A 23752-nucleotide genomic window follows, 5' to 3' on the forward strand; every position below is an offset into this window, starting at 1 on the left:
CCCAAGGAGCAGGAGACGAACAGAGCGTGCAGCAGGCGCCTCCCCAGCATCAGCGTTGCCCCAGCGTCTCGCTACCCGACGCGCGCAGCAGGGGCATCCAGGCATCGCCGCTGCGATAGGTCGCCCCTTCGGCGTGGCGATCGAGGTAGGACTGCAACAGGCGCGCCTGCTCCTGGTCGGTGGTCTGCGACTGGCGCGGGCTGGGGGTCATGAACAGCGGGTTGTCGAACCCTACCCCGACGGGCATGAAGCCGGACTGACCGCCCGCACTGACGGGCGAGAACAGCGGCATGCCCACCGGGGCAGCCTGACCGCCCACGGGTGAGGCTGCGAGGTTGCGCAGGGGCTGCGCCGCGGGCGCCTGGGCATCGCTACCCGCAAGCTCGGTGCCGCCGCCGACAAAACCGCTGCCCTGGTAGAACTGAACGCCCGAGATCACCATGAGCGCCACCGCGGCGGCGATGCCGGCACCGCGCGTAAGCGAAAGGGAGGCGCGTGGTGCGGTTTCCGCCTCGGCAGGGGCCGGCACCGGCTCATCCTGCAACCTGGCCATGATGCCGGCGGACAGATCCGTGCTGACATCGATGCTGCGATCCCGATTCAGCAGGCTGCGCATCAGATGATAGCGTCGCCAGGCTTCAGCGGCGTCCGGGTCGTCCTCCAAGGACTTCAGCGCCCGGCGCAGCTCGAGGTCATCACCTTCATTGTCCATCAGGGCAGAAAGCGATTCCCGTGCATTCTGACTCATTCTTACACCCCCAAGTGTCAAGGCGCCCTGCCTTGCAACCTTAGATTCCCGACATTCCTTACACACCGCACCGGAATGTCGACAGCCCGTTTCGCCACTGCTGGTAGGGCAGCGATCAAAGCTTCAGACGCCATCGGCGCAAGACAGTTCAGCGCCAAGCGCACTCTGTGCACGAAAATGTCATTCCGCCACCGACTCGCGTGTCCTGGCCGTGGTCACCAGCGGCTGGATATGCTGGTCTACAGCTTCCCGCGCCCGGAAAATCCGCGAGCGCACCGTCCCCACCGGGCACTGCATGATGTTAGCGATATCCTCGTAGGAGAGGCCATCGAGCTCGCGCAGGGTAATCGCGGTACGCAGGTCATCGGGGAGATTCTCGATGGCCTCAAACACCGCGGCCTCGAGCTGATCGCGCGCCATCGCCGACTCGGGCGTCTCGATATCGGCCAGTCGCCCGCTATGATCGAGGATCTCGGCATCGACGATATCCAGGTCGCTGCCCGGCGGACGCCGGCCCCTCGACACCAGATGGTTCTTGGCCGTATTAATGGCAATGCGGTACATCCAGGTATAGAAGGCGCTTTCGGCACGAAACTTGCCCAGCGCCCGATAGGCCTTGATGAAGGCCTCCTGGGCCACGTCCTGCACTTCGGCATGATCCTGGACATAGCGCCCTATCAGTCCAATGATCTTGTGCTGATATTTCTTCACCAGCAGGTCGAACGCACGGGTATCGCCTTTTTGCGCTCGCTCGACGAGCTGCTGGTCGGTTTCCCGGCTGCCCATTCACACCCTCCCCGGCCGGGAGAGAAGGCAAGGTCTAATGGTGGGGTCCAACGTGGTAGTGAAATCTGGGTACATGCTTCAACCTGGCGCCTGTCGGCCGCTGTGAGTTGCTGGACGCATCGGTCCTGTCTGACCCCAAGTGTTCCTGTTTATTGCCCGCGCATCAAGCCGGTTGCCCGCTCCAGGCGCTGCGACACGCACGCCGGCTTATGGTTCCCGGCGATTGATATTTTCCACCTTGGCGGGTGTATAGTAGATCACCCCTTTGCCTTCCACGCATCACGACACAGGTAGCGAAATGTCAGATCAGCAGGTCAGCAACCTCAACGTTCTGTCCCAGGACGTCCTGATCACTCCCGAAGCCCTGAAGAACGAGATTCCTCTGACCGCGGTCGCCGAGAAAACGGTGATCGAGGGCCGCCGGACGATCCAGAACATACTCGATGGCAGCGACCCGCGCCTGCTGGTCGTGGTGGGCCCTGCTCGATTCACGACGTCGACGCCGCGCTCGACTACGCGCAGCGCCTGCGCCGGCTGGCTGACGAGGTGAAGGACAGCCTGTTCATCGTGATGCGCGTCTACTTCGAGAAGCCCTGCACCACGGTGGGCTGGAAGGGGCTGATCAACGACCCCCATCTCAACGGCTCCTTCGAGATCGAGGAAGGCCTGCATATCGCCCGCAAGCTGCTGGTGGAGCTTTCCGAACTCGGCCTGCCGCTGGCCACCGAAGCGCTCGATCCCATCTCACCGCAGTACCTGCAGGACTGTATCAGCTGGTCGGCCATCGGGGCGCGCACCACCGAATCCCAGACCCACCGCGAGATGTCCTCCGGCCTCTCAAGCCCGGTCGGCTTCAAGAACGGCACCGACGGCAGCCTCGACGTGGCGATCAACGCCCTGCAGTCGGTCTCGCACCCGCACAATTTCCTCGGCATCAACCAGAGCGGCCAGGTGGCGATCATCCGCACCCGCGGCAACGCCTACGCCCACGTGGTGCTGCGCGGCGGCAACGGCAAGCCCAACTATGACAGCGTGAGCGTGGCGCTGGCCGAGCAGGAGCTCAACAAGGCCGGCATCCAGCCCAACATCATGATCGACTGCTCCCACGCCAACTCCAACAAGGACCCGGCCCTGCAGCCGCTGGTGATGGACAACGTCACCAACCAGATCCTCGAAGGCAACCGCTCGATCATGGGCCTGATGGTGGAATCCCACATCGGCTGGGGCAGTCAGAAGATCCTCGACGACCACAGCCAGATGCAGTACGGCGTTTCGGTGACCGACGCCTGCATCGACTGGCCGACCACCGAGGAAACCCTGACCCGCATGGCGCAGAAGCTCACCCCGATGCTGGCCGCTCGCCGCCAGGACTGAAGCCGGTCGCGGGTTCGCACCAGAGAAAAAGGCCCGCTAGCGGGCCTTTTTCGTTTTCATCGCCTATATTCGCACCCTAGCGCTGGCTGAGGTGCGGCTTCTCACGCTGCGGCCGCCCTTCGCTCAGCCGTCGATCTCTCTTCTGAACGGCGGCAGCGCATCGAGCAGCGCCTGGCCGTAGCGCCGCGTGAGCACGCGTCGGTCGAGCAGCGTGATGCGCCCCTGGTCGGCCTCCTTGCGAATCAATCGTCCACAGGCCTGCACCAGCTTGATCGAGGCATCGGGCACGCTGATGCGCATGAAGGGATTGCCGCCCCGGCTCTCGATCCATTCGGCCAGGGTGGCGCCGACCGGGTCGTCGGGCACGGCGAACGGCAGCCGCGTGATCACCACATGGGTGAGATAGTCGCCGGGCAGATCGATGCCCTCGGCGAAGCTCGCCAGGCCGAAGATCACGCTGCCCTCGCCGCCATCCACCCGTGCCCGATGGCGCTCGATGAGCTCGCGCTTGGGCAAGCGGTCCTGAGCCAGCACCCGCTCGCGCCACGTCGCCGGCAGCGCCTTTTCCACCGCGCGCAGCTGCGCTCGCGACGAGAACAGCATCAGCACGGCCTCCTTGTCGTCCAGTCCGCTGACGAAATCGATGATGGCCCGCTCGTGGGCATCGCGGTCACCGGGATCCACGGCCTGGCGCGGCACGCTGAGCACCGCACGGGAGTAATCGAAGGGGCTCGGCAGGCGCTGGTAGCGGTAGCGATTGGCCAGCCCGGCACGCTCCTGCAGGCGCTCGAAGCGACCCAGCGCGGTCAGCGTGGCCGAGGTCACCACCGCACCGAAGCAGCTGCCCCACAGGCTCTTGGCCAAAGTCGGCGCCGCCGACACGGGGCTTGCCGAGAACACCAGCTCGGGTTCGCTACCGAAACGCTCCAGCGTCAGCCAGCGCGCTTTCGGCGCCTCCCCTTCCATGTCGGTTTCGGCATACGCCTCCCACAGCCCGTGGGCCTCCAGCGCGCGGCCGTGCAACAACGCCAGCAGCGGCAGCCACGCCTCGGCCTGCTCGCGGGGAAGGCCGGTATGCTTGTCGGGGTCGAGGCTCTCACGCAGGATGTCGCTCATGGTTTCCAGCGTGCGTGAGAGTTCGGCGAAGCCCACCAGCAGGCTACCGGCATGCTCGCGCAGGGCCTCGGGAACGCGCCCCATCTCGAAGCGAAACTGGTGAGTCTCCTCGTCTTCCGCGAGCCCGTGCTGCCGTCCGGCCAGCTGATGGCCCAGGGAGTAGGCCTCGCCCAGACGCGGCTCCAGCGCGGCGATGGTTTCCGGCAGGCCGGCCAGCAGCCGCGCCAGGGTCGGCTGTATCGCCAGCGCCTGGTTGAGTTCGGTCAGGGATTTCTTCAGGTTGCCCAGCCAGCGCAGCGCGCCGTTGACGCCCACGCGGTGGGCGAAGTGGTTCAACGCCTTGTCCGGCAGATGGTGGCCTTCGTCGAAGACGTAGATGCAGTCGCTGGGGGCGGCAGCACCACGCCGCCGCCCAGCGACAGGTCGGCCAGCACCAGATCGTGGTTGGCGACGATGATGTCGGCACTCTCGAGGTCGCGGCGGGCACGGAAGAAGGCGCAGGCGGCAAAATGACCGCAGCGGCGATTGGTGCACTGGCGATGGTCGATGGTCAGCCGCCGCCAGTCGCCGTCGTCGATGGCCACCGGCCAGCTCTCGCGATCCCCTTCCCAGCGACCGCTACCGTAGGCCTCGGCCATCTCCTGCACCAGCGCCTGGAAGTGATCGCCGGCGCCCTGGGCCAGACTCTGCTCGAACAGCGACAGGGTGGGGTTGTCCTCGACGCCGTCGAGGGCCTGCTCCAGGCGGGTCAGGCAGAGGTAGCGACCGCGCCCCTTGGCCAGGGCGTAGTCGAAGTCGATGCCGCTGTAGGCCTTGAGGGTGGGCAGGTCCTGCAGCAGCACCTGCTCCTGCAGGGCGATGGTGGCGGTGGCCACCACCAGGCGCTTGCCCTTGGCCTTGGCCACCGGCAGTGCCGCCAGCAGGTAGGCCAGGGTCTTGCCGGTACCGGTACCCGCCTCGAGCACGCAGACGTGCTCGTCGGAGAGCCGCCGGCCGGCGTCGTCGGCCTCGATGCCGCCCAGCGTACGGGCGATCTCGGCGATCATCAGCCGCTGGCCGTAGCGTGGCGTCAGCCCCTGGGCCTCCAGCACGCGACGGTAGGCGGCCTGTATCTCACCCTTGAGGGCGTCATCCAGCATGGCCGCTCCCTCTCGAGGCCGAAGGGACTTGCCCGGCATGTGCGAGGCCGGGGACAGGTCGAAGAGGAGGTCTTTTGCCATGGATGGCAAAAGTAGCGCCCAGGGATGGGTTCACAGCGCCTCCTCGAAGACCTTGTCGACGGCCTCCCCGCCACGGTGATACAGGCAGGCACATCAGCGCTCAACTCAGCGTAACGAAATAGCTTAAAGCAGCCCCTCGGGCGGGTGCTCGCAGGGCAGCTTGTCCTGGATGTAGCGCTCGATTTCCGGCAGCGAGAAGGCGTCCTCCTCGCCGACGAAGCTGATCGACACCCCGGTGGCCCCGGCACGGCCGGTACGGCCGATGCGGTGGACGTAATCCTCCGGGTCTTCCGGCAGGGTGTAGTTGATCACGTGGCTGACATCCTCGATGTGGATGCCGCGACCGGCCACGTCGGTGGCGACCAGCACCTGCACCTCGCCCTCGCGGAAGCGCTCCAGGGTCTTGATGCGCTGATTCTGCGGCACGTCGCCGGAGAGCATGGCCACGTTGATATCGGCCTTCTTCAGCAGACCTTCGAGCTTGCGCACCAGGTCGCGGCGGTTGCCGAACACCATCACCCGGTCGAAGCTCTCCTGCTTCAACAAGTTGACCAGCAGCTTCGCCTTGTCGTCGTCGCTGACCATGTAGACGCGCTGATCGATGTTGGCCTTGTTGTCGACCGTCACCTCGATCTCGACGTGCGTCGGCTGGTGCGTCCACTGACTGGCCAGGTTGAGGATGTCGTGCGAGAAGGTGGCCGAGAATAGAAAGGTCTGGCGCTCCTCCTTCTTCGGCGTGTGGCGAATGATGCGCTTGACGTCGGGGATGAAGCCCATCGACAGCATGCGATCGGCCTCATCGAGCACCAGGATTTCGACCTGGGTGAGATCGACGTCGCGCTTCTCGTGGAAGTCGAGCAGCCGTCCGGGAGTGGCCACCAGAATGTCGAGCTTCTTGCCCAGGTGCTCGCGCTGCTTCTGATAGTCCATGCCGCCGACCACGCTGGCCACGTTGAGGTCGGTGAAGCGCGCCAATGCCTTGGCGTCCTTCTCGATCTGCAGCGCCAGCTCGCGGGTCGGCGCCACGATCAGCGCACGCGGCGCACCGGGCTTCTGGCCGTCCGGCGCCTCTTCCTCGAGGAAGTAGGCCAGAATCGAGATCAAAAAGGCGGCGGTCTTGCCGGTGCCGGTCTGGGCCTTGCCGACCACGTCGCCGCCCAGCAGCGTGTGGGTCAGCGCCTCGGCCTGGATCGGCGTGCAGTACTCGAAGCCCAGGGCATGGATGGCGCGCATCAGCGGCAGGGGCAGATCAAAGTCGTGAAAGCGCCACTTGCCCGCCACGGCAGGGACCTGGAACTGGCGCAGATCCCAGTTCGATTGGCTGCGACGCGGCTTGCGACGACGACGCTTGGGCTTGCGGTTCTCGGCCGGGGCTGTGGTCTGTTCCGACTCGCTCATAGGCTGTGTGTCTTGTCCGTAGCAATGGGTGAAAGCTCATACAGCCGCCTAGTGTACCAGCCTATGGCGATGAGGGCGCGCCTCTTGCATCGGACTGGTAGAATGGTACCCCGATGACGACAAACGCCACCCATGGAGCCAGGCCCGATGACACGTCGCAAGAAAACTCGTTCGCTGGCCGACAAGGTGACCATCCGCACCGGCAAGCGCAAGGACTACAAGAAGTGGCGCCACGAGAATCCCGACCAGGTGACCTCGTCGCAGCGCTTCAGCCAGAAGAAGCGCCAGCAGCGCAAGCTGCAGGCGGCACGCAAGCAGGCGCGCCAGGAGCAGGCCGCCAGCATTGCCATCCACCCCGAGCGCAGCGCAGAGCCGCCGCCGGAGCCCAGCGAATGATTCGCCTGGTCTCGTTCAACATCAATGGCTTGCGCGCGCGACTGCATCAGCTCGAGGCGCTGGTCGCCAGCCATCGTCCGCTGGTAATCGGCCTGCAGGAAACCAAGGTACACGACGATGAATTCCCCGCGAGGCGGTGGAAGCGCTGGGCTACCACGTTCATTACCACGGCCAGAAGGGCCACTACGGCGTCGCCCTGCTGTGCCACCGCGAGCTGTGCCCCGAAGGCCCGGAAGAGGTTTTCTTCGGCCTACCCGGCGACGGCGAGACATCCCAGCGACGGCTCATCGGCGCCCGGCTGCGCACCGCCGACGGCGAGGCGCTGACGGTATGGAACGGCTACTTTCCCCAGGGCGAGAATGTCGAACACCCCACCAAGTTTCCTGACAAGCAAGCGTTCTACGCCGGGCTGACCGAGATGCTGCGCGAGCGCCATCGGCCGGACGAGCGGCTGGTGGTAATGGGCGATTTCAACATCTCGCCGGAAGACATCGACATCGGGATCGGCGAGGCCAACCGCAAGCGCTGGCTGCGCGAAGGCAAGACCAGCTTCCAGCCCATCGAACGGGAGTGGCTCGGCACGCTCAAGGCGTGGGGACTCAGCGACAGCTATCGGGTGCGCCACCCGAGCGTTGACGACCGCTTCAGCTGGTTCGACTACCGTTCGCGCGCCTTCGAGCGCGACCCCAGGCGCGGCCTGCGCATCGACTACCTGCTGGTCACACAGCCGCTGGCCGAACGCGTGCACGACGCCGGCATCGACTACGAGCTGCGCGGCATGGAGCGTCCATCGGATCACGCCCCGGTGTGGACCGACTTCGCGCTCTGATTCCCCCGGCTGACGACCCGCCCTTGCCCAGGCCTGACCGGGGCTGATCTGTCAGCCGGCCGAGAGCCAGCGCTCCGGCACCTCACTGCCCTTGACCTGGGCCTGCTGCATCGCCTGGCGCGCCAGCTCCGGCCGCCCCCAGGCATGGGCCAGCAGTCCCAGCCGACGCCAGTCGTCGCCTTCGCCGCTGCGCAGCGCCACTTCGCGCCAGGCTTGCAGTGCCCGCTCACGGTCGCGCGCCGCTTCCCAGGCCCGGGCCAGCAGGCGTCGATGTTCCAGGCTATCCGGCAAGGCCGCCTCGGCCAGGGCCGCGTCGAGATACTCGGCGGCACGCGCCGGCGTGCCCGCGGCGAGATGCAGCTCGATGCGCTGGCGAAGATCCTCTTCCCCGCTCAACGCACCGAGGTGCCAGCCGGCCTCCCAGGTCGCCGCAGCCCGCTGGGCATCGCCCAGCCCGTGGGCCAGTGCCGCCGCCCGCCGCCAGGCCTCGGGCGAAGCCTCGGCGTTCAGTACGGCCTCCAGCTGCTCCAATGCGTCTTCGCCGCGCCCGGCACGCTGGAAGACGGTAGCGGCCAGGGCCTGGCGACGCACGAGTGGAGCCGGATCAGCGGCCAAGGCACGCTCGACCCACGCCGCCGCCTCGTCCCAGCGTTGTAGCTCCGCCAGAGCACGCGCCAGGCGCCAGCGGTCATCGCTGCTGCCAGCGTGGCGTTCGTGCCAGTCGAGCCACAGCGCCACCGCCTCTTCGGTCTGCCCCGAGGCCAAGCGCAAACGTGCCTCCTCGCGCAGCCAGCGGTCGCGCTCAGAGAGCGGTGCCTCCTGCACCCGCCGCGCCTGGCGCAGCTGATCGGCAGCGGATTCGCTGCGCCCTGCCCCGGCTTCCGCCCCCGCCGCCAGCTGGCGATACAGCGCAGCGGCCCAGCGGTCGGCGGTGTTGCCACCCTCCAGGCGCTGCGCCTGCGTGCGTGCACGCTCGGCCACGCTGTCATGCGCGCCCTGCTGCAGCTGCCGCTGGAGCTGCTCCAGATCGGCGATGATATCGCCTGGGAGTGCCGGCGCATCGGCTTGCGCCGCGGCGGCCAGCAGCAGACCGATACAGGCGATCAGGCGAATCGCGGCTCGCATCATCATGGCCTTACCTCAGCTGGAACTCGAGACGTTGTCGCGCCCGGCGCACACCGCTGGCCGGCTCGAACTGCCAGCGCGCTACGGCCTGCTCGGCGGCCGAATCGAACACATCGCGCGGCTGCGCGGCGATCACCCGGATCGACGAAGCGTCGACGCTACCATCGGGCCGAATCAGGAACTGCAGCTCGACATGCCCTTCCAGGCCGCGCCGCTGAGCGCGCGAGGGATAGGTCGGCGGCACACGGTTGGTCGGCGTCAGCTCTCCCACGTCGACCGGCCCCGACTCGGCAGGCGCCGCCTGCTCGGTAACCGGCCCCTCCTGCGCAGCGCTGGGCGCTGGGGCCGGCTGTGGCGCAGGCGCTGGCTCGGGGGCCGGCTGTGGCGCCGGCTCGGGCTGGGGTTGCGGTTCCGGCCTCGGCTCAGGCGGCGGTTCGGGCTTCGCCTCGGCAAGCTCGGGTAGCGTGGCGTCGAGCTCTACCGGCTCCATCGGCTCCGGCGGCAGCTCCGGCTCCGGCATGGCGATCGTACTCTCCAGCGGCGGCAGCGGCTCCGGCTGCGGAGGTGGAGTGGCCTCTACTTGCGGGGGCGGTGGCTCGGCACTGGGCTCGATCGTCTCCTCCTGCACCGGCTCCGGCGCCTCGACCATGCTCATGGTCATGCTGGCATCGAGCACATCGAACTCTTCTTCCGGTGGCGACACCAGCAGCGCCAGTAGCCAGAACAGCAGCAGCGCCAGGGCCACCCCGCCAAGCGAAGAGAGCGGTATGCGCGTCACGACCGACTCCGGCTGGCGGCGACGGCCACCTGCTCCACGCCGGCCTCGCGAATGCGGTCCATCACCTCGATCAACAAACCGGTGGTGGAGTCGCGGTCGGCCTGGATCACCACCGAGCCCTCTTCGCTTACCAGCCCGGCCACCTCGTTACCCACACGGTGCAGATCCACCGCTCGGCCATCGACCCATACCGCCCCTTCGGGCGTGATGGCGACCATCACCTGGGCATCGGGCCGCGGCGTGGCGGCGCTCGACTCCGGCCGTTCGATCTCCACCCCGCTCTCCTTGATGAAACTGGTGGTGACGATGAAAAAGATCAGCATGATGAAGACGACGTCCAGCATCGGGGTCAGGTTGACCTCACTGGCCTCGCCGTCGTCGGCGCCAACTCGGCGTCTACGCATCGGACTCCTCCACGGCGCGGGCCAGACGGTCGTGCAGCCGCTGGTCCTCGCGTCGAATGATCTGCTCGAGGCGGCTGGTGAACAGCAGCCCCACCACCGCCACCGCCATCCCGGTCAAAGTCGGCAGGGTGGCGCGGGCCACGCCATCGGCCATGGCGCGGGCCTGACTGGTATCGGTCATCGCCAGGCTGTCGAACACGGCGATCATGCCGGTCACGGTGCCCAGCAGACCCAGCAGCGGGCACAGCGCCACCAGCAGCTTGAGCCACGGCAGCGGACGACGCAGCCGCCCGATCAGCTCGCGCGCCCAGACCTCGCGCAGGGTCAGCGCGCTCCAGCTCAGGTGATCCTGGCGCGCCGCCCAACGTGCGATAAGGGCGCGTCTGGCCCGGCGGTAGGTGAGGCGGAAATACCACACCCGCTCCAGGGCCAGGCTGAACAGCACCATCGCCACCATCGCGATCACCACCAGTACCGTGCCTCCGGCCTCGATCAAACGCTGGAGCGGTTCAAGCCCCCTGTCTCAAGCCAAGGCGGCATCGCGGCGTGCGCTCCCAGTGACACCATCGGGACCGTGCGGGCGCTGTTCGAGCTGCTCGGCCAGGGCGGCGCTGGCCTGCCCTTCCACCTGCCCGGCCAGGTGACGGCTGCGGCCGGCCAGGGCGGTATGCACGAACAACAGCGGCACGGCGGTGACCAGGCCCAGCACGGTGGTCACCAGCGCCTGGCTGATGCCGCCTGCCATCAGCTGCGGGTCGCCGGTGCCAAACACGGTGATCGCCTGAAAGGTGACGATCATGCCGGTAACGGTGCCCAGCAGCCCCAGCAGCGGCGCCACGGCGGCCAGCAGCTTGACCAGCGGCTGGCCGCGCTCCAGGCGCGGCAGCTCGGCCAGCACCGCTTCGTCGAGGCGCGCCTCGAGCGCCTCCGGCACGGGATCGTCGCGCAGTGCGCGAAAGCGCAGCAGCACACGCCCGAGCGGATTGTCCTCGCGCAGCGTGGTGAGGTCGCGCAGCTGGCGGCGCATGGCCAGCGTCACTTTCAGCAGGTAAGCGTACTGCAGCAGGCCGACCAGCAGGCCGACGGCTCCCAGCCCCACCACCACGTAGCCGACCGCCCCGCCCTGGTGGAAGCGTTCGACCAGACTCGGCCGCTGGGCCAGCGCCGCCATGACCTGGCCACGAGTTGGATCGAAGGTCAGCGAGCGCGACTCACCGGCATGAAAGGCCGCCAGGCTGGCGGCCACTTCCCGCGGGGTGCGCTCGACTACCGACAGGGCCTGGTGGTCGGCACCGCGGCGCAACAGCTCGCCTGCAGTGAAGGCAGTGAAATCGCCAAGGCGGATCACCTCCCGCGGCGCAATCTCGCCGCTGGCCGCGGCCACCGGCGCCTCGAAGCGAACCACCCGGGCGGTATCGGCGGTCAGCGCCACCAGGCGGTCGGCGAACTCCTCGAGATGGGCGAGCTCGAGCACCTCGGCATCGTCGAGCCGCGACGGCAGCCCCGGGCTCGGCACGACCAGCCAGCTATCGGCGAGACTGTCACGCAGTTCGCCGCTGTGACGGGCCAGCGACGCCAACACGGCCTCAAGATCGTCACCCTGCTCCTGCCGGCGCGCCTCCAGTTCGGCCTGGCGCTCGCTCAGCGCCTGGGCCTGAGCCTTGAGCGCTTCGTTACGCGCTTCGGCCTGCGCATGGGCGGCTTGCGCCGCTTCCAGCGCCGCCTCCAGGGCATCGCGGTCCTCGAGCAGTGCGATCAGGCGTGCCTGGTCGCGCGCCTCAGCAGCCTCGCGCTCGGCGCGCAGGCTGGTCAACGGCTCCGCTTGCACCTGGCACAGGACAGAAAGGCTCAGCAGCACGCCGACAAGCAGAGCCGCAAGAAAACGTGGCCGGCTCATGCGTCCTCCTCCGTGGCTCGTTCCAGCGGCTGGGATATGGGCAGCGTCAGCAGCTCAGGGGCGCGCCGGTCACGGGCAATTCGCAGGCCGTTGCGCACCTCGCGGCGCTGCGCCTCGTCGAGCGGCGCCCAACTACCGGCCTCGGCCTGCCAGACGCGCCCGGCACGGCCGTCCGGCGTCAGGTAGTAGAAGCCCACGCGACCCAGCCGCAGGTAGTCGACCTCGCGGCGCGACTCCCTTCGCCGAGGTAGCCGCGCCAGGCATCGACCTCACGCCCATAGGCAAGCTCGGCCCGCCATGCCGAGACGGCCCGCTCCCAGCGCTCGGCAGTGGAGAGCTCCTCGCCGAAGCGCAGACTGGCGACCCGGGCCCGCCGCTCTTCATGCAGGAAGGGCATGTCGTTCTCGACCCAGCGCTCCAGGCGTTCGACCAGGCGCTCCTGCAGCACCGGCAGTGCTTCGCGGGTTTCCTCCAAGGTATCGAGCGCGGCCTCGCGACGGTCGAGCGCTTCGGCCTGCTGGGCAAGGCGCGAGGCAAGCTCGGCATTCTCGCGCGACAGCCGGGTTTCTGCGCGCTCCAGTTCGCGCAGCGACTCAAGCATGGCGCGCGCCTCGTCATCGGCGGCGTCGATGCGTGCCTGCAGCTCGGCCTGGGTGCGCTGCGCCTCCTCGCCTCCTGCTGCAAGGCGGGATCGGCGAAGGCCAACGCAGGCAGAAGGAACCAGAGGATGCCGGCTCGTAGGCAGAAATGGCGAAACGATGTCACGGAAAGCTCCCGGGAACGGCGATGAACAGGCAATTCCACTGCCTTTGATAGGGTCACGATATTGCCACGAATGATAATCCTTATCAATGAAGCGCGCGCCCCGGCCGATGACGCAGATCAATGCTCCGCGATGGACGACGCGGCACCATTGTGCCCATGCTCGTTCATTTTCCTACCACGCCACAGAGCGGCAAGTTGACGCAGCCGGAGGTGCCTCAGGCTGCCCCGTCGCCCGCGAACGATCGACCTTCGTTCATGACGCCCCAAAAAACGCACCGGCGTAAAAACGCCGCCGCAGCCCAAGGGCTGCGGCGGCGTTGACGGGAAAGCCTGGAAAGGTCAGGAAACGGCCTGCTGATAGCGGCGCTCCACCTCCTCCCAGTTGACCACGTTGAAAAAGGCCGAGACGTAGTCGGGGCGCTTGTTCTGGTATTTCAGGTAGTAGGCGTGCTCCCACACATCCAGACCCAGCACCGGGGTGTTGCCGTGCATGTGCGGGCTGTCCTGGTTGAGGGTGTTCTCGACGACCAGCTTCTTCTCCGGCGTCACGCTGAGCCAGGCCCAGCCGCTACCGAAGCGCCCCAGCGCCGCCTTGGTGAAGGCGTCCTTGAAGGCGTCGAAGCCGCCCAGCTCGCTGTCGATGGCCTGGGCCACCTTACCCTGGGGCTGGCCGCCGCCGTTGGGCGACATCATCTGCCAGAATTTGGCATGGTTGGAGTGGCCCCCACCGTTGTTGATGACCTCCTGCCGCTTCTCTTGCGGCACCCGGTCGATGCTGGCCATCAGTTCGTCCACCGGCAGCTCCTCAAGGCCGGTCCCTTCCAGCGCGGCGTTCAGCTTGTCCACGTAGGTCTTGTGATGGCGCGAGTGGTGGATCTCCATCGTCATCGCATCGATGTGCGGCTCAAGCGCATCATAGGCGTACGGTAGCTCGGGCAATTGGTGCGGCATGTTGGCTCCTCCTTGGCGTCAATGAAAGGCGGGGACGCACACGGCCCCTCGCTGCATTCATCCAGCATGGCAAATACCCGCGATTCACGCTAATAGCGTCGCCCAAGTCTTGTCATAGCCGCTCGCCATCGAGTTTCCAAAGCCTGGGAGCGCAGAAACAAGCAAGCCGGCGCGGTGGCCGGCTTGCTTGTCTTGCCTGCTGCGTCTTATAGCTTGCTCTCGAGCTCCGGGAGGAGCTGGAACAGGTCGCCGACGAGGCCGTAGTCGGCCACCTGGAAGATCGGCGCCTCTTCGTCCTTGTTGATCGCCACGATCACCTTGGAGTCCTTCATGCCGGCCAGGTGCTGGATGGCACCGGAAATACCCACGGCGATGTAGAGCTCCGGGGCGACGATCTTGCCGGTCTGGCCTACCTGCATGTCGTTGGGCACGAAGCCGGCGTCCACCGCGGCGCGCGAGGCGCCAATGGCCGCGCCCAGCTTGTCGGCAATGCCGTCGAGCAGCTTGAAGTTCTCGCCGCTGCCCATGCCGCGCCCGCCGGAAATGACCACGCGCGCACCGGCCAGCTCGGGACGGTCGCTCTGGGCCAGCTCCTGCTTGACGAAGGTAGATTGGCCGTTGTCGACCACCACCTCGACGTTCTCGACGCTGGCGCTACCGCCGGCGCCAACGGCATCGAAGCCGGTGCTGCGCACGGTGATGACCTTGAGACTGTCGGCACTCTTCACCGTGGCGATGGCGTTGCCGGCGTAGATCGGGCGCTTGAAGGTGTCAGCGTCGACCACTTCGACGATCTCGGAGATCTGGCTGACGTCCTTCAGCGCGGCAACACGCGGCAGCACGTTCTTGCCGGTGGTGGAGGCGGCGGCCAGCAGGTGGCTGTAGTCGCCGGCGAGCTCGACCAGCAGCGCGCCCAGGGGCTCGGCCAGTTGGTGGGCGTAGACGGCGTTGTCGGCCACGCGGACCTTGGCCACGCCGTCGAGCTTGGCGGCGGCTTCAGCCACGGCGCCGACATTTTCACCGGCGACCAGGATATCGATGTCGCCGCCAATCGCTTGGGCGGCCGCCACGACGTGGGCGGTGGCACCAGCGAGCTGACCGTCGTGATGTTCGGCGAGTACCAGGATGCTCATGGATTCCACTCCTTTCCAAGCGCTGCTTTTCCAAGCGCTGTCTTCAAAGAACCGTTGCCAGCGAACTGCGTCACAGCACCTTGGCTTCGTTCTTCAGTTTGTCCACGAGCTCGTCCACCGAGCCCACCTTGATACCGCCCTTGCGCTCGGCGGGAGATTCGACCTTCACCAGCGTAAGGCTGCTCTTCACCTCGACGCCGAAATCGGCCGGGGTCTTGACGTCCAGCGGCTTCTTCTTGGCCTTCATGATGTCAGGCAGCTTGGCGTAGCGCGGCTCGTTCAAGCGCAGGTCGGTGGTGACGATGGCCGGCAGGCTCAGTTCGACGGTCTGCAGGCCGCCATCGACTTCGCGGGTCACCTGCACCTTGTCACCCTCGACCACGACTTCCGAGGCGAAGGTGCCCTGGGGCAGCCCGGCCAGCGCAGCCAGCATCTGGCCGGTCTGGTTGTTGTCGGTGTCGATGGCCTGCTTGCCCAGGATAATCAGCTGCGGCTGCTCCGCCTCTACCACCTTGGCCAGCAGCTTAGCGGCGGCCAGCGACTCGACGCGCTCGTCGGTCTCGACATGAATCGCCCGGTCGGCGCCCAGCGCCAGCGCGGTGCGCAGCTGCTCCTGAGCAGCCTTGGGGCCAATGGTCACGGCGACGACCTCGCTGGCCACGCCCTTCTCCTTCAGGCGCACCGCTTCTTCCACGGCGATCTCGCAGAAGGGGTTCATGGCCATCTTGACGTTGGTGAGGTCGACGTCGGTGTGATCCGCCTTGACGCGAATCTTGACGTTGTAGTCGATGACGCGTTTGACCGCGACGAGTACTTTCATGGTGTCCTCGCTTGGTTCGCTGGGTGAACCGTTGGGTTGGGGATTCGCTGACGCCCGGCTTGTGCAGGAAAAGGGCGGCGACTCCTTAGAACCGGGTGGTCTTCCTTTATGTGTTTCATGCAAGCGTTTGATAGGCGCCACACCCAAAAACCTTGCCAATGTGCCACAGCCCTGCAGGTGGCAACAATCCCTTCGCAGGCGCAGCGCAGTCTGGTCGCACATTGCCATCGTAGGGGTATCCTGAGTCGTTTATTATGCCTATCATGGAGAATATCGAGAAGCAAACGACCGTTTTATTTTCTTTCGACGTTGGTGGAACAGGCCCGACGCCGAAGCCGAGGGAGGAGCAAGGGGATGTCTGAGCAAGTAGAACGCGATTCGATGGACTTTGACGTGGTGATCGTCGGCGCCGGCCCTTCCGGGCTATCGGCCGCCTGCCGCCTGATGCAGCAGGCCAATGAGGCCGGCCAGGAACTGACGGTATGCGTGGTCGAGAAGGGTTCCGAGGTGGGCGCCCATATCCTTTCGGGCGCCGTCTTCGAGCCACGTGCGCTGCAGGAGCTGTTCCCCGACTGGGAAGAGCGCGGCGCCCCGTTGAACACCCCCGCCACTCGCGATGAAGTCTATCTGCTCAAGGACGCCGACAAGGCCCAAAAGCTGCCCAACGGCCTGGTACCGAAGAGCATGCACAATACCGGGGGCGACCTGACCCGCTACGTGATCAGCGCCGGCAACCTATGCCGCTGGCTGGCCGAGCAGGCCGAGGCGCTGGGCGTCGAGGTGTTCCCCGGCTTTGCCGCACAGGAAGTGCTCCACGACGAGGACGGCACCGTACGTGGCATTCTCATTGGCGACATGGGTGTCGGTACCGACGGCCAGCCCAAGGACAGCTATACCCCGGGCATGGAACTGCGCGCCAAGTACACGCTGTTCGCCGAAGGCGCCCGCGGCCACCTGGGCAAGGGGCTGATCTCGCGCTTCAAGCTCAACGCCGGCAAGGACCCCCAGCATTACGGCATCGGGATCAAGGAGCTGTGGGACATCCCGGCCGAACAGCACGAGCCGGGACTGGTCCTGCATGGCTCCGGCTGGCCGCTCGACAAGTCCACCCACGGCGGCTGGTTCCTTTACCACGCCGAGAACCAGCAGGTGGTGGTCGGCCTGATCATCGACCTCGCCTACCAGAATCCTTGGCTCTCGCCGTTCGACGAATTCCAGCGCATGAAGCACCACCCGGTGCTGGCTAAGCACCTCCAGGGCGGCAAGCGCGTGGCCTACGGCGCTCGCGCCATCACCAAAGGCGGCCTGAACTGCCTGCCGAAGATGACCTTCCCCGGCGGCCTGCTGATCGGCTGCGATGCCGGCACGCTGAACTTCTCCAAGATCAAGGGCCTGCACACGGCTATGAAGTCCGGCATGGTGGCGGCGGAAACCGTGTTCGAGGCGCTCACCGCCGGCGACGAAGGCGGCCAGGAGCTCACCGCGTTCAGCGCCAAATGGGAGCAGAGCTGGGCCTACGCCGAGCTGAAGGAGAGCGCCAGCTTCGGCCCGGCCATCCACAAGTACGGCACCGTGGGTGGTGGCGCCTACAACTTCATCAACCAGCTGCTGGGCGGCAAGCTGCCCAACGTGCACGACACCACGCCGGACCATGCCGCACTCAAGCCGGCCAGCGAGTTCGAGAAGATCGTCTACCCCAAGCCCGACGGCAAGCTGTCCTTCGATAAGCTCTCTTCGGTGTTCCTGTCGAATACCAACCATGAAGAGGACCAGCCCAGCCACCTGCAGCTGCTGGACCCGGCTGTGCCGATCCGCGACAACCTGCCAACCTACGCCGAACCGGCGCAGCGTTACTGCCCGGCCGGGGTCTACGAGGTGGTGGAGGACGACGCCGGCCAGCCACGCTTCCAGATCAACTTCCAGAACTGCGTGCACTGCAAGACCTGCGACATCAAGGACCCGGCGCAGAACATTCGCTGGGTGGCGCCGGAAGGCGGCGGCGGCCCGAACTATCCCAACATGTAATGCCCGGGCTCGCTTCCGCGGTGAAGCGGCTCGGACCCGACAAGGGCATGCCTCGCGGCATGCCCTTTTTGCCTCCCCTCGCCTTGCCCTTTCCCTTTTGTCCTAGGCTGCTCTCTCTTGCCTCGCCCTTGGCCACCGCTGTCGGTACAGTCGGGCGAACAGCGTCCAGTGAGCCACGCACGCAGCGATACGCTGCCGAAGCTCAGGCCAGCGCCTGCACCAGCGCCGTTACCACATGCCGCTGCTGCTCGGCCTCCAGGTAGGGGTGCATCGGCAGGCTGAGAATCTCCTGGCATACCGCCTCGGTCACCGGCAGGCGGCAGCCGGGGTCTGCCACGGCCGGTTGGTGATTGAGCGGCAGCGGGTAGTGTACGGCCGTCGGCACCCCGGCTTCAGTGAGCCGCGCCTGCACCTGGTCGCGGTTCGCCACCCGCAGACTGTATTGGGCATAGACGCTGGTGTTGCCAGGCGCCAGGCGGGGGTAGTGGCGATGCCGGCCTCACCCAGCAGACGATCATAGCGCTCGGCAACGGCCTGACGGCGCGCCACCTCGTCGTCGAAGATCTCCAGCTTGGCCAGCAGCACCGCGGCCTGCAGGGTATCCAGCCGGCTGTTCATGCCGAGCCGGGTATGGTGGTAGCGCCGCGCCTCTCCATGGCGCGCCACGAGGCGAATGCCGGCGGCCAGGTCGTCATCGTCGGTGAACAGCGCCCCGCCGTCTCCGTAGGCGCCCAGTGGCTTGCTCGGAAAGAAGCTGGTGCAGGCCACGCGGCTGAGCCCGCAGGAGCGCCGCCCGTGGCGCGTGGCGCCGAAGCTCTGGGCGGCATCCTCCACCACCGCCAGGCCATGGCGGTGGGCCACCGCCTCGATGGCCTCCATGTCGGCACACTGGCCGAACATCGACACCGGCATGATCGCCCGCGTGCGCGGGTCACCGCCGCCTCGAGCTGCTGCGGGTCGAGCAGGTAGGTGGCCGGATCGATATCCACGTAGACCGGCCGAGCACCGGCCAGCACGATGCTCTCGGCGCTGGCGATGAAGGTGAAACCGGGCACGATCACCTCGTCACCGGCGCCGATATCCAGCGCCATCAGCGCGATCTGCAGCGCATCGGTGCCGTTGGCGCAGCCGATGCAGTGCGCCACGCCGACATACTCGGCCAGGCGCTCCTCAAGCGCGGTCACTTCCGGGCCCAGCACGTAGCGCCCGTGTTCCAGCACGCTCTGGATGGCGGCATCCAGGCGTGGCTTGATCCGCGCCTGCTGCGCGGCAAGATCAATGAAATGCATGCGTAGGCTCCCCTTAGCGCTGACTGGCCGCGAGCGCGTCCTGCGCCGCCAGCACGGCGGCGAGCTGCGGATGCGCTTCATCTACGCGGGGGCTTCCGGGGTGGCCTGGCCAAGCGCGTACACCGTCTCGAGGCAGTGGCGCACGGTCTCGATGCCGAAGCCACGCCCGGCCAGGATCTCACGGTAGCTGACCGTATGCAGGTCGGTGAAGCCGCTGGAGAACTCGAACTCCTCGCCGTCGCAGGTGATGCTGCGGAAGGTCGAATGGTGGCCACGCAGCCGCGCGGGCAGGTCCTCGGCGTCGATGGATAGGAACCAGCGTACCCGCGCCTTCTCGTATTCAAGGAAGCCCGCGGCCTTACGCTCGTCGTGATGGTGCAGCTCCATGCGCTTCAGCTCGCCGAAGATCACGTGCAGCATGTCGAAGAAGTGAATGCCGATTTCGGACATGACCCCGAACGACTTACGCGAATCGCCCTTCCAACTGGCCAGGTACCAGGGGCCGCGGGCAGTGATGTAGGTCAGCTCGACTTCATACTGGCCGTCCCGCTGCTCGGCCAGCACCTTGTCACGCAGCTCATGGATGGCAGGATGATGGCGCAGCTGCATGATGCTGTAGACGCGCCGACCGGTGGCCTGTTCGACTTGGCGCAGCTCGTCGAGCTGGGCCGGCGTCGACACCAGCGGCTTCTCGCAGATCACGTCGCAGTCCAGATGCAGCCCCGCGGTGATATGGGCGCTGTGCAGATGGTTGGGCGAACACACCACCCAGTGGTCGATGGCCCGCTCGCCCTGGCGCTTCAGCCGCCAGGCATGTTCCAGGAAGTATTCGAACTCGGTGAAGAAAGAGCAGTTGGTAGAGATGGAGTCGATGATGCCGACCGAGTCGTTGATGTCATAGGCCGCCACCAGGTCGTTGCCGGTATCCTTGATCGCCTGCATGTGGCGCGGCGCGATGTACCCTGCCGCGCCAATCAGCGCAAAGTTCATGGTCTATCCTCCTTGAAGTCCGTGTTGTTATCAGCTTGCCAGCCGGTTGACGGTACCTGCCGGCCAAAGCTTGACAGGTCGGTCACCCTCTTGCCACCGGCCTAGCCGGAGCGGTGATCCATTCGCTCCAGGAGCCGGGGTAGAGCCGCGGAACGGGGCGACCGGCGATGGCGTAGGCCAGGAGATTGTGGCAAGCCGTCACACCCGAGCCGCAGTAGGCAACCACCTGGTCGGCCCGGGGCAGCTCGGCGTCGAGCCGTTGCGCCGGCTTGAATTTACCCTGCTTATCGAGGTTGGCGGCGCTCGGCCGACATACCGCACCCGGGATGCGGCCGGCCACCGGGTCGATGGGCTCGACCTCACCGCGAAAACGCTCCTCGCTGCGCGCATCGACCAGCAGCGCCCGCCCGGCAAGCACCTGGTCGGCGCCGATCCACGCCCCGGCGTTGAACGTCGGCTGCCAGCGGCCAGGCTCGGGAGGCTGCCACGCGGCCTGCACCAGCTCGCCGCCGGCCGCCAGCCAAGCCTGCAATCCGCCGTCCAGCACACGCACATCGGGATGCCCCGCCCAGATCGCCAGCATCCACCAGGCCCGCGCCGCGGCCAGCTGCCCGCCCAGGTCGTCGAGTACCACCACCGGCTCGCCGGGGAGACCCCGAGCCGCTGCAGCGTGGCGGTGAAGGCCTCGGGCGTCGGCAGCGGATGGCGCCCACCTGCGCCCGGAGGCCCCGCCAGGTCATGGTCGAGGCTGACCGGCAGGCTACCCGCCACATGCCCCGCTTCCCACATCTGGCGCCCGGCCTCGGGTTTTCCCAGCCGGGCCGGCAGTCCAGCACCCGCAAGGGTGCTGGCCCTGCAGGGCTTCGCTCAGCTCGTGCGCCGTGATCAGCAGGCTGTTCATGCTCGCTCTCCTTTGGCAAGGCCTGGGCGGGCGCGGCCGGCGTCGAGGCGCTCGATGGGCGCTCGCCCGGCCAGCAGCCGGCGCCGACCGGCCCGGGTGAAATTGACCTCGATGATGGGGTCGGCCGGGTCGCCCTCGACCTGCACGACTTCCCCTCGCCGAACACGGCATGACGCAGCCACTGCCCTGGCCGATAGCTTGCCGCGTCGACAGGCGCGGCCAGCGGCAGCCCCTCTGCCTGGCGCTGCGTCAGCGGCACCTGCCGCGACAATGCCTCGAGGTAGCGCGACATCAGCCGCGGAGAAGACACGGCCAGCGCCTCATTGCCGACATCGGCCCCGCGCAGGCGTGCGTCGAGTCGCAGGCAGTCCTGCCACGCCGTTTCGGCGATGAAGCGGCCGGGGCGATGCTCGCCCCCGTCGTGTAGGATGAGCAGCCGCTCTCGGGCCCGCGTGACGGCGACATAGAAGAGACGCCGCTCCTCCTCCAGCCGTTCGGGCGTCAGCGGGTTGTCCCGGCTGTAATGGGGAAAATCCTCTTCATTGACGCCGGCCATGGCCACCAGCGGCCACTCCAGCCCCTTGGCCCCGTGCACGGTGGTAATCAGCAGGCCCTCGGCGTGGTTCTCGACCGGCCGTTCGAGCAGCTCGATGAAGGCATCGATCGCCTGCGCCTCGCCGGCCTGTTCAATCAGCACATCCAGCAGGCGCACGTCCTGTTCGCCCTTTTCCGGCGCGCCGCCGCACGCTTGAGCACCTTCTCGGCCTCGAGGGTATCGACGATATGCGCCAGCAGCCGCGCCGGCGGCCAATGGCCCAGCCGCGGCAGCTCACCTAGCAGCGCCCAGCGCCGCTTCAGGTTGCGCCGCTGCACGGGCTTGAGGCTCGCCATCAAGGGGTCGTGGTTGCCGGGAAATTCGCCGGTCTCGGCCAGCCGTCGCGCCAGCGCGCCCAGCCGCTCACGCGCGACAAACGGCGTCGGCTGTTCCAGCAGCCGCAGGAGCAGCCCCGGGTCACGCAGCAAGGCGCCGTCACGTGCCAGCCGCAGGTAGCCGGAGAGCGCCTGCACCAGCGGCAGGCGAAACACAAAGTGAGCCTCGCGGGACAGCCGAAACGGTACCCCCGCCTGCAGCAGCCGCAGCTGAACCGGCACCGACAGGGCCCAGCTTCTCACCAGCAGGCAGGCTTCATCGAGCCGCCGCCCCGCGGCGAGCCAGGCGTCGAGCGTCTCCAGCAGCGCCCCTGCCCTGCGCCACGCTCAGGGTGGTCGCAGGATTGCCCTCCGCGGCCAGGCACAGCTGGTCGGGGCGACGCTGGTTGGCCGCAATCGCATGGTTGGCCAGCAGCGCCAGCGCATGGCCATGGCGGAAGGTGGTGGAAAGCGGGTAATCGCTGGCCGGGCCGAAAGTGGCGGTGAAATGATCGCGCATGGTGTCGGGGTGTGCCCCGCGCCACTCGTAGATGCACTGGTTGGCATCCCCGACGGCCATGACCTCGGCGCTGCGGCCGGCCAGGGTGGCGAGCAGCCGCAGCTGGGCCTGGTTGATGTCCTGGTACTCGTCGATGATGACTTGGTCGAGGAAACCCTGCACCCGCACCACCAGCGCGGGCTCGGCCTGGAAGGCCAGCAGCGGACGGTAGAGCAGGTCGGCATAGGTCATCAGCCCATGCTCCGCCAGCAGCGCCTCGAGCCGCTGGAAGGCCTCGGGGAAGTGGCCGGTGCCCTCGCCCAGGTCGAGCCGCTCGTAGAGCGCCTGCGGCGTCACCATTTCCGCCTTCACCAGGGCACAGAAATGGGACAGGGCATCCAGGGTATCCGGCTCCAGCGCCATGTCGCGCTGCGCCGCTTCCCCGCTCAGTACCTCCTGCGTGGCCTGGCGCAGCAGCCGCTCCAGCTGCCAGTCGGCGGAAAGCAGCTGGCGTGGCGTCAGGGCGCCCCAGCGGGTCAGGCTGGCCGTGAGGCGATGCCCCAGCGAGTGGAAGGTGCGAATATCGGGCAGCGCAACGCCGCTCGGTGCCATGGTGGCCAGACGGCGTTGGAAGTCTTCTCGCGCCGAGCGGTTGAACATCAGCACCAGGATACGCTGGGCCGGCACGCCCCGCTGCAGCAGGTGCAGCACCCGTGCCACCAGCGTAGTGGTCTTGCCCGCCCCGGCCACGGCGGCTACTCGAGCGTGGCCCGCGCCATGCTCGACGACGGCACGCTGCTCGTCGGTCAGCTTCACAGGGCCTCAGCCGGTACGCTGCCCAGCGGCTGCCAGGTTTCGCCGCTGAATAGCCCCAGCTCGACCCACCCCGGCCGGCCGGGGCGCTGCTCGGCCTCTTCCACCAGTCGATAGTAGACGTTGCGCCCCAGCCGAGCGGTAAGCCCCAGTCGCACGGGCACTTCCGGAATCTCCTCGCCTTCGGGGGTGGCGCTCGGCGTCAGCGAGCGTGCCGCATCGAGGCGCAGGCGATCCCCGCATTGGTAGTCAACCACCAGTCGCCGTCACCATCGCGCTCAGCATCGACGATCAAGAATGGGCGATCGACGACCCGGATGCGCTGTTTCTCGGCGGGCGTCACCAGGTAGTAATGGCCATCGGCCTCGCGGCGCAGCAGCGTGGAGAGCAGCCGGACCAGGGCCGGCCGGGTCATCTCGCCCCCTCGTGGAACCAGCGCCCGTCGGCGGCTATTTCCAGGTCCATTTCCCCCACGCGCTCGGGGTGCCAGGTCTCGACGGGAGGCAGCCCGCCGGTCGGCTCGACATGCTTCAGCAAAGGTTCGAGGTTCATGATCGCTACTCCACCAGGCTCGAGTTCTACTCTA

Annotated in this window: 19 protein-coding genes and 6 pseudogenes; 4 read left to right on the forward strand and 21 right to left on the reverse strand. The window is 67.1% G+C overall.

The annotated features are described in order from the left end of the window. Nucleotides 1-49: 49 nt before the first annotated feature. Both ACUDAL_RS09915 and rpoE read right to left on the reverse strand, forming a co-directional pair. Nucleotides 50-748 (reverse strand): sigma-E factor negative regulatory protein, encoded by a 699-nt coding sequence (locus ACUDAL_RS09915; RefSeq protein ID WP_444678034.1) that lies wholly within the window; start codon nucleotides 746-748, stop codon nucleotides 50-52. A 180-nt stretch (nucleotides 749-928) separates the two neighbouring features. Continuing rightward, nucleotides 929-1534, reverse strand: coding sequence for an RNA polymerase sigma factor RpoE (gene rpoE / locus ACUDAL_RS09920; RefSeq protein WP_444678035.1), 606 nt, complete (start codon nucleotides 1532-1534; stop codon nucleotides 929-931). A 298-nt stretch (nucleotides 1535-1832) separates the two neighbouring features. On the opposite strand from rpoE, the pseudogene ACUDAL_RS09925 reads away from it, so the two are divergent. Further along, nucleotides 1833-2908 (forward strand): annotated as a pseudogene (locus ACUDAL_RS09925) (3-deoxy-7-phosphoheptulonate synthase). Between the two features lie 123 nt (nucleotides 2909-3031). Here ACUDAL_RS09925 and dinG read toward each other — a convergent pair. Beyond that, nucleotides 3032-5163: pseudogene (gene dinG, locus ACUDAL_RS09930) on the reverse strand (ATP-dependent DNA helicase DinG). A 204-nt stretch (nucleotides 5164-5367) separates the two neighbouring features. Further along, nucleotides 5368-6642, reverse strand: a complete 1275-nt coding sequence (rhlB, locus tag ACUDAL_RS09935) for an ATP-dependent RNA helicase RhlB (protein WP_444678036.1) — start codon at nucleotides 6640-6642, stop codon at nucleotides 5368-5370. A 147-nt stretch (nucleotides 6643-6789) separates the two neighbouring features. Between rhlB and ACUDAL_RS09940 the strand changes: the two genes are divergently transcribed. Together ACUDAL_RS09940 and xthA are read left to right on the forward strand one after the other, a co-directional pair. Then, nucleotides 6790-7038, forward strand: a complete 249-nt coding sequence (locus ACUDAL_RS09940) for a hypothetical protein (protein ID WP_444678037.1) — start codon at nucleotides 6790-6792, stop codon at nucleotides 7036-7038. Continuing rightward, a pseudogene (gene xthA / locus ACUDAL_RS09945) lies at nucleotides 7038-7867 on the forward strand (exodeoxyribonuclease III). The gene ACUDAL_RS09940 and the pseudogene xthA overlap by 1 nt, the downstream one beginning before the upstream one ends. Before the next feature lie 51 nt (nucleotides 7868-7918). Here xthA and ACUDAL_RS09950 read toward each other — a convergent pair. From ACUDAL_RS09950 to ACUDAL_RS09995, 10 genes are all read right to left on the reverse strand, one after another. Then, a complete protein-coding gene (locus ACUDAL_RS09950; RefSeq protein WP_444678038.1) occupies nucleotides 7919-8998 on the reverse strand; it encodes a hypothetical protein in 1080 nt (359 codons plus the stop codon). A gap of 4 nt (nucleotides 8999-9002) precedes the next feature. Then, nucleotides 9003-9770 carry an energy transducer TonB gene (locus tag ACUDAL_RS09955; RefSeq protein ID WP_444678039.1) on the reverse strand — a complete coding sequence of 256 codons (768 nt, stop codon included), beginning with the start codon at nucleotides 9768-9770 and terminating at the stop codon, nucleotides 9003-9005. Further along, nucleotides 9767-10174, reverse strand: a complete 408-nt coding sequence (locus ACUDAL_RS09960) for an ExbD/TolR family protein (RefSeq protein ID WP_234250975.1) — start codon at nucleotides 10172-10174, stop codon at nucleotides 9767-9769. Before ACUDAL_RS09960 ends, ACUDAL_RS09955 begins: the two co-directional genes overlap by 4 nt. After that, nucleotides 10167-10631, reverse strand: coding sequence for a MotA/TolQ/ExbB proton channel family protein (locus ACUDAL_RS09965; protein WP_444679353.1), 465 nt, complete (start codon nucleotides 10629-10631; stop codon nucleotides 10167-10169). Before ACUDAL_RS09965 ends, ACUDAL_RS09960 begins: the two co-directional genes overlap by 8 nt. Before the next feature lie 66 nt (nucleotides 10632-10697). Continuing rightward, nucleotides 10698-12071 carry a MotA/TolQ/ExbB proton channel family protein gene (locus tag ACUDAL_RS09970; protein ID WP_444678040.1) on the reverse strand — a complete coding sequence of 458 codons (1374 nt, stop codon included), beginning with the start codon at nucleotides 12069-12071 and terminating at the stop codon, nucleotides 10698-10700. Beyond that, on the reverse strand, nucleotides 12068-12268 hold the full coding sequence (locus ACUDAL_RS09975; protein ID WP_444678041.1) for a DUF3450 family protein: 201 nt from the start codon (nucleotides 12266-12268) through the stop codon (nucleotides 12068-12070). Before ACUDAL_RS09975 ends, ACUDAL_RS09970 begins: the two co-directional genes overlap by 4 nt. Next, nucleotides 12250-12957 carry a DUF3450 family protein gene (locus tag ACUDAL_RS09980; protein WP_444678042.1) on the reverse strand — a complete coding sequence of 236 codons (708 nt, stop codon included), beginning with the start codon at nucleotides 12955-12957 and terminating at the stop codon, nucleotides 12250-12252. Before ACUDAL_RS09980 ends, ACUDAL_RS09975 begins: the two co-directional genes overlap by 19 nt. A gap of 218 nt (nucleotides 12958-13175) precedes the next feature. Further along, complete coding sequence (locus tag ACUDAL_RS09985) at nucleotides 13176-13787, reverse strand: superoxide dismutase (RefSeq protein WP_444678043.1); 612 nt, start codon at nucleotides 13785-13787, stop codon at nucleotides 13176-13178. 206 nt (nucleotides 13788-13993) lie between these two features. Next, nucleotides 13994-14920, reverse strand: a complete 927-nt coding sequence (locus tag ACUDAL_RS09990) for an electron transfer flavoprotein subunit alpha/FixB family protein (protein ID WP_444678044.1) — start codon at nucleotides 14918-14920, stop codon at nucleotides 13994-13996. A gap of 70 nt (nucleotides 14921-14990) precedes the next feature. After that, entirely contained in the window at nucleotides 14991-15740 is a 750-nt protein-coding gene (locus tag ACUDAL_RS09995) for an electron transfer flavoprotein subunit beta/FixA family protein (RefSeq protein WP_444678045.1), read from the reverse strand. A gap of 354 nt (nucleotides 15741-16094) precedes the next feature. Here ACUDAL_RS09995 and ACUDAL_RS10000 point away from each other — a divergent pair, with 354 nt between their 5' ends. Next, complete coding sequence (locus ACUDAL_RS10000) at nucleotides 16095-17765, forward strand: electron transfer flavoprotein-ubiquinone oxidoreductase (protein WP_444678046.1); 1671 nt, start codon at nucleotides 16095-16097, stop codon at nucleotides 17763-17765. Between the two features lie 202 nt (nucleotides 17766-17967). On the opposite strand, the gene ACUDAL_RS10005 is transcribed toward ACUDAL_RS10000, so the two are convergent. The 7 genes and pseudogenes from ACUDAL_RS10005 to ACUDAL_RS10035 all read right to left on the reverse strand — a co-directional run bounded on the left by ACUDAL_RS10005 (nucleotide 17968) and on the right by ACUDAL_RS10035 (nucleotide 23718). Next, on the reverse strand, nucleotides 17968-18195 hold the full coding sequence (locus ACUDAL_RS10005; RefSeq protein ID WP_444678047.1) for a DegT/DnrJ/EryC1/StrS family aminotransferase: 228 nt from the start codon (nucleotides 18193-18195) through the stop codon (nucleotides 17968-17970). 110 nt (nucleotides 18196-18305) lie between these two features. Beyond that, nucleotides 18306-19135 (reverse strand): annotated as a pseudogene (locus ACUDAL_RS10010) (DegT/DnrJ/EryC1/StrS family aminotransferase); the annotation flags it as partial. Continuing rightward, nucleotides 19136-20044 (reverse strand): Gfo/Idh/MocA family oxidoreductase, encoded by a 909-nt coding sequence (locus ACUDAL_RS10015; protein ID WP_444678048.1) that lies wholly within the window; start codon nucleotides 20042-20044, stop codon nucleotides 19136-19138. It lies immediately after the preceding pseudogene. Between the two features lie 82 nt (nucleotides 20045-20126). Further along, complete coding sequence (locus tag ACUDAL_RS10020; protein ID WP_444678049.1) at nucleotides 20127-20681, reverse strand: sulfurtransferase; 555 nt, start codon at nucleotides 20679-20681, stop codon at nucleotides 20127-20129. 260 nt (nucleotides 20682-20941) lie between these two features. Next, a pseudogene (locus ACUDAL_RS10025) lies at nucleotides 20942-23169 on the reverse strand (ATP-dependent helicase). Continuing rightward, a complete protein-coding gene (locus ACUDAL_RS10030; protein WP_444678050.1) occupies nucleotides 23166-23423 on the reverse strand; it encodes a DUF1285 family C-terminal domain-containing protein in 258 nt (85 codons plus the stop codon). The pseudogene ACUDAL_RS10025 and the gene ACUDAL_RS10030 overlap by 4 nt, the downstream one beginning before the upstream one ends. Continuing rightward, nucleotides 23369-23718 (reverse strand): annotated as a pseudogene (locus ACUDAL_RS10035) (DUF1285 domain-containing protein). The gene ACUDAL_RS10030 and the pseudogene ACUDAL_RS10035 overlap by 55 nt, the downstream one beginning before the upstream one ends. Nucleotides 23719-23752 lie beyond the last annotated feature (34 nt).

Origin of the sequence: Halomonas sp. E19, from assembly GCF_052439355.1 — a bacterium.
Lineage (GTDB): Bacteria > Pseudomonadota > Gammaproteobacteria > Pseudomonadales > Halomonadaceae > Halomonas.

Bases quoted from the DNA above. Each gene is read 5' to 3' on its own strand.
- ACUDAL_RS09960 (WP_234250975.1), bottom strand. From the start codon at position 10,174: ATGCGTAGACGCCGAGTTGGCGCCGACGACGGCGAGGCCAGTGAGGTC.
- ACUDAL_RS09985 (WP_444678043.1), bottom strand. From the start codon at position 13,787: ATGCCGCACCAATTGCCCGAGCTACCGTACGCCTATGATGCGCTTGAG.
- ACUDAL_RS09965 (WP_444679353.1), bottom strand. From the start codon at position 10,631: ATGGTGGCGATGGTGCTGTTCAGCCTGGCCCTGGAGCGGGTGTGGTAT.
- ACUDAL_RS09940 (WP_444678037.1), top strand. From the start codon at position 6,790: ATGACACGTCGCAAGAAAACTCGTTCGCTGGCCGACAAGGTGACCATC.
- ACUDAL_RS09970 (WP_444678040.1), bottom strand. From the start codon at position 12,071: ATGAGCCGGCCACGTTTTCTTGCGGCTCTGCTTGTCGGCGTGCTGCTG.
- ACUDAL_RS09990 (WP_444678044.1), bottom strand. From the start codon at position 14,920: ATGAGCATCCTGGTACTCGCCGAACATCACGACGGTCAGCTCGCTGGT.
- ACUDAL_RS09950 (WP_444678038.1), bottom strand. From the start codon at position 8,998: ATGATGATGCGAGCCGCGATTCGCCTGATCGCCTGTATCGGTCTGCTG.
- ACUDAL_RS09995 (WP_444678045.1), bottom strand. From the start codon at position 15,740: ATGAAAGTACTCGTCGCGGTCAAACGCGTCATCGACTACAACGTCAAG.
- ACUDAL_RS10000 (WP_444678046.1), top strand. From the start codon at position 16,095: ATGTCTGAGCAAGTAGAACGCGATTCGATGGACTTTGACGTGGTGATC.
- rpoE (WP_444678035.1), bottom strand. From the start codon at position 1,534: ATGGGCAGCCGGGAAACCGACCAGCAGCTCGTCGAGCGAGCGCAAAAA.
- rhlB (WP_444678036.1), bottom strand. From the start codon at position 6,642: ATGAGCGAGTCGGAACAGACCACAGCCCCGGCCGAGAACCGCAAGCCC.
- ACUDAL_RS10015 (WP_444678048.1), bottom strand. From the start codon at position 20,044: ATGAACTTTGCGCTGATTGGCGCGGCAGGGTACATCGCGCCGCGCCAC.
- ACUDAL_RS09915 (WP_444678034.1), bottom strand. From the start codon at position 748: ATGAGTCAGAATGCACGGGAATCGCTTTCTGCCCTGATGGACAATGAA.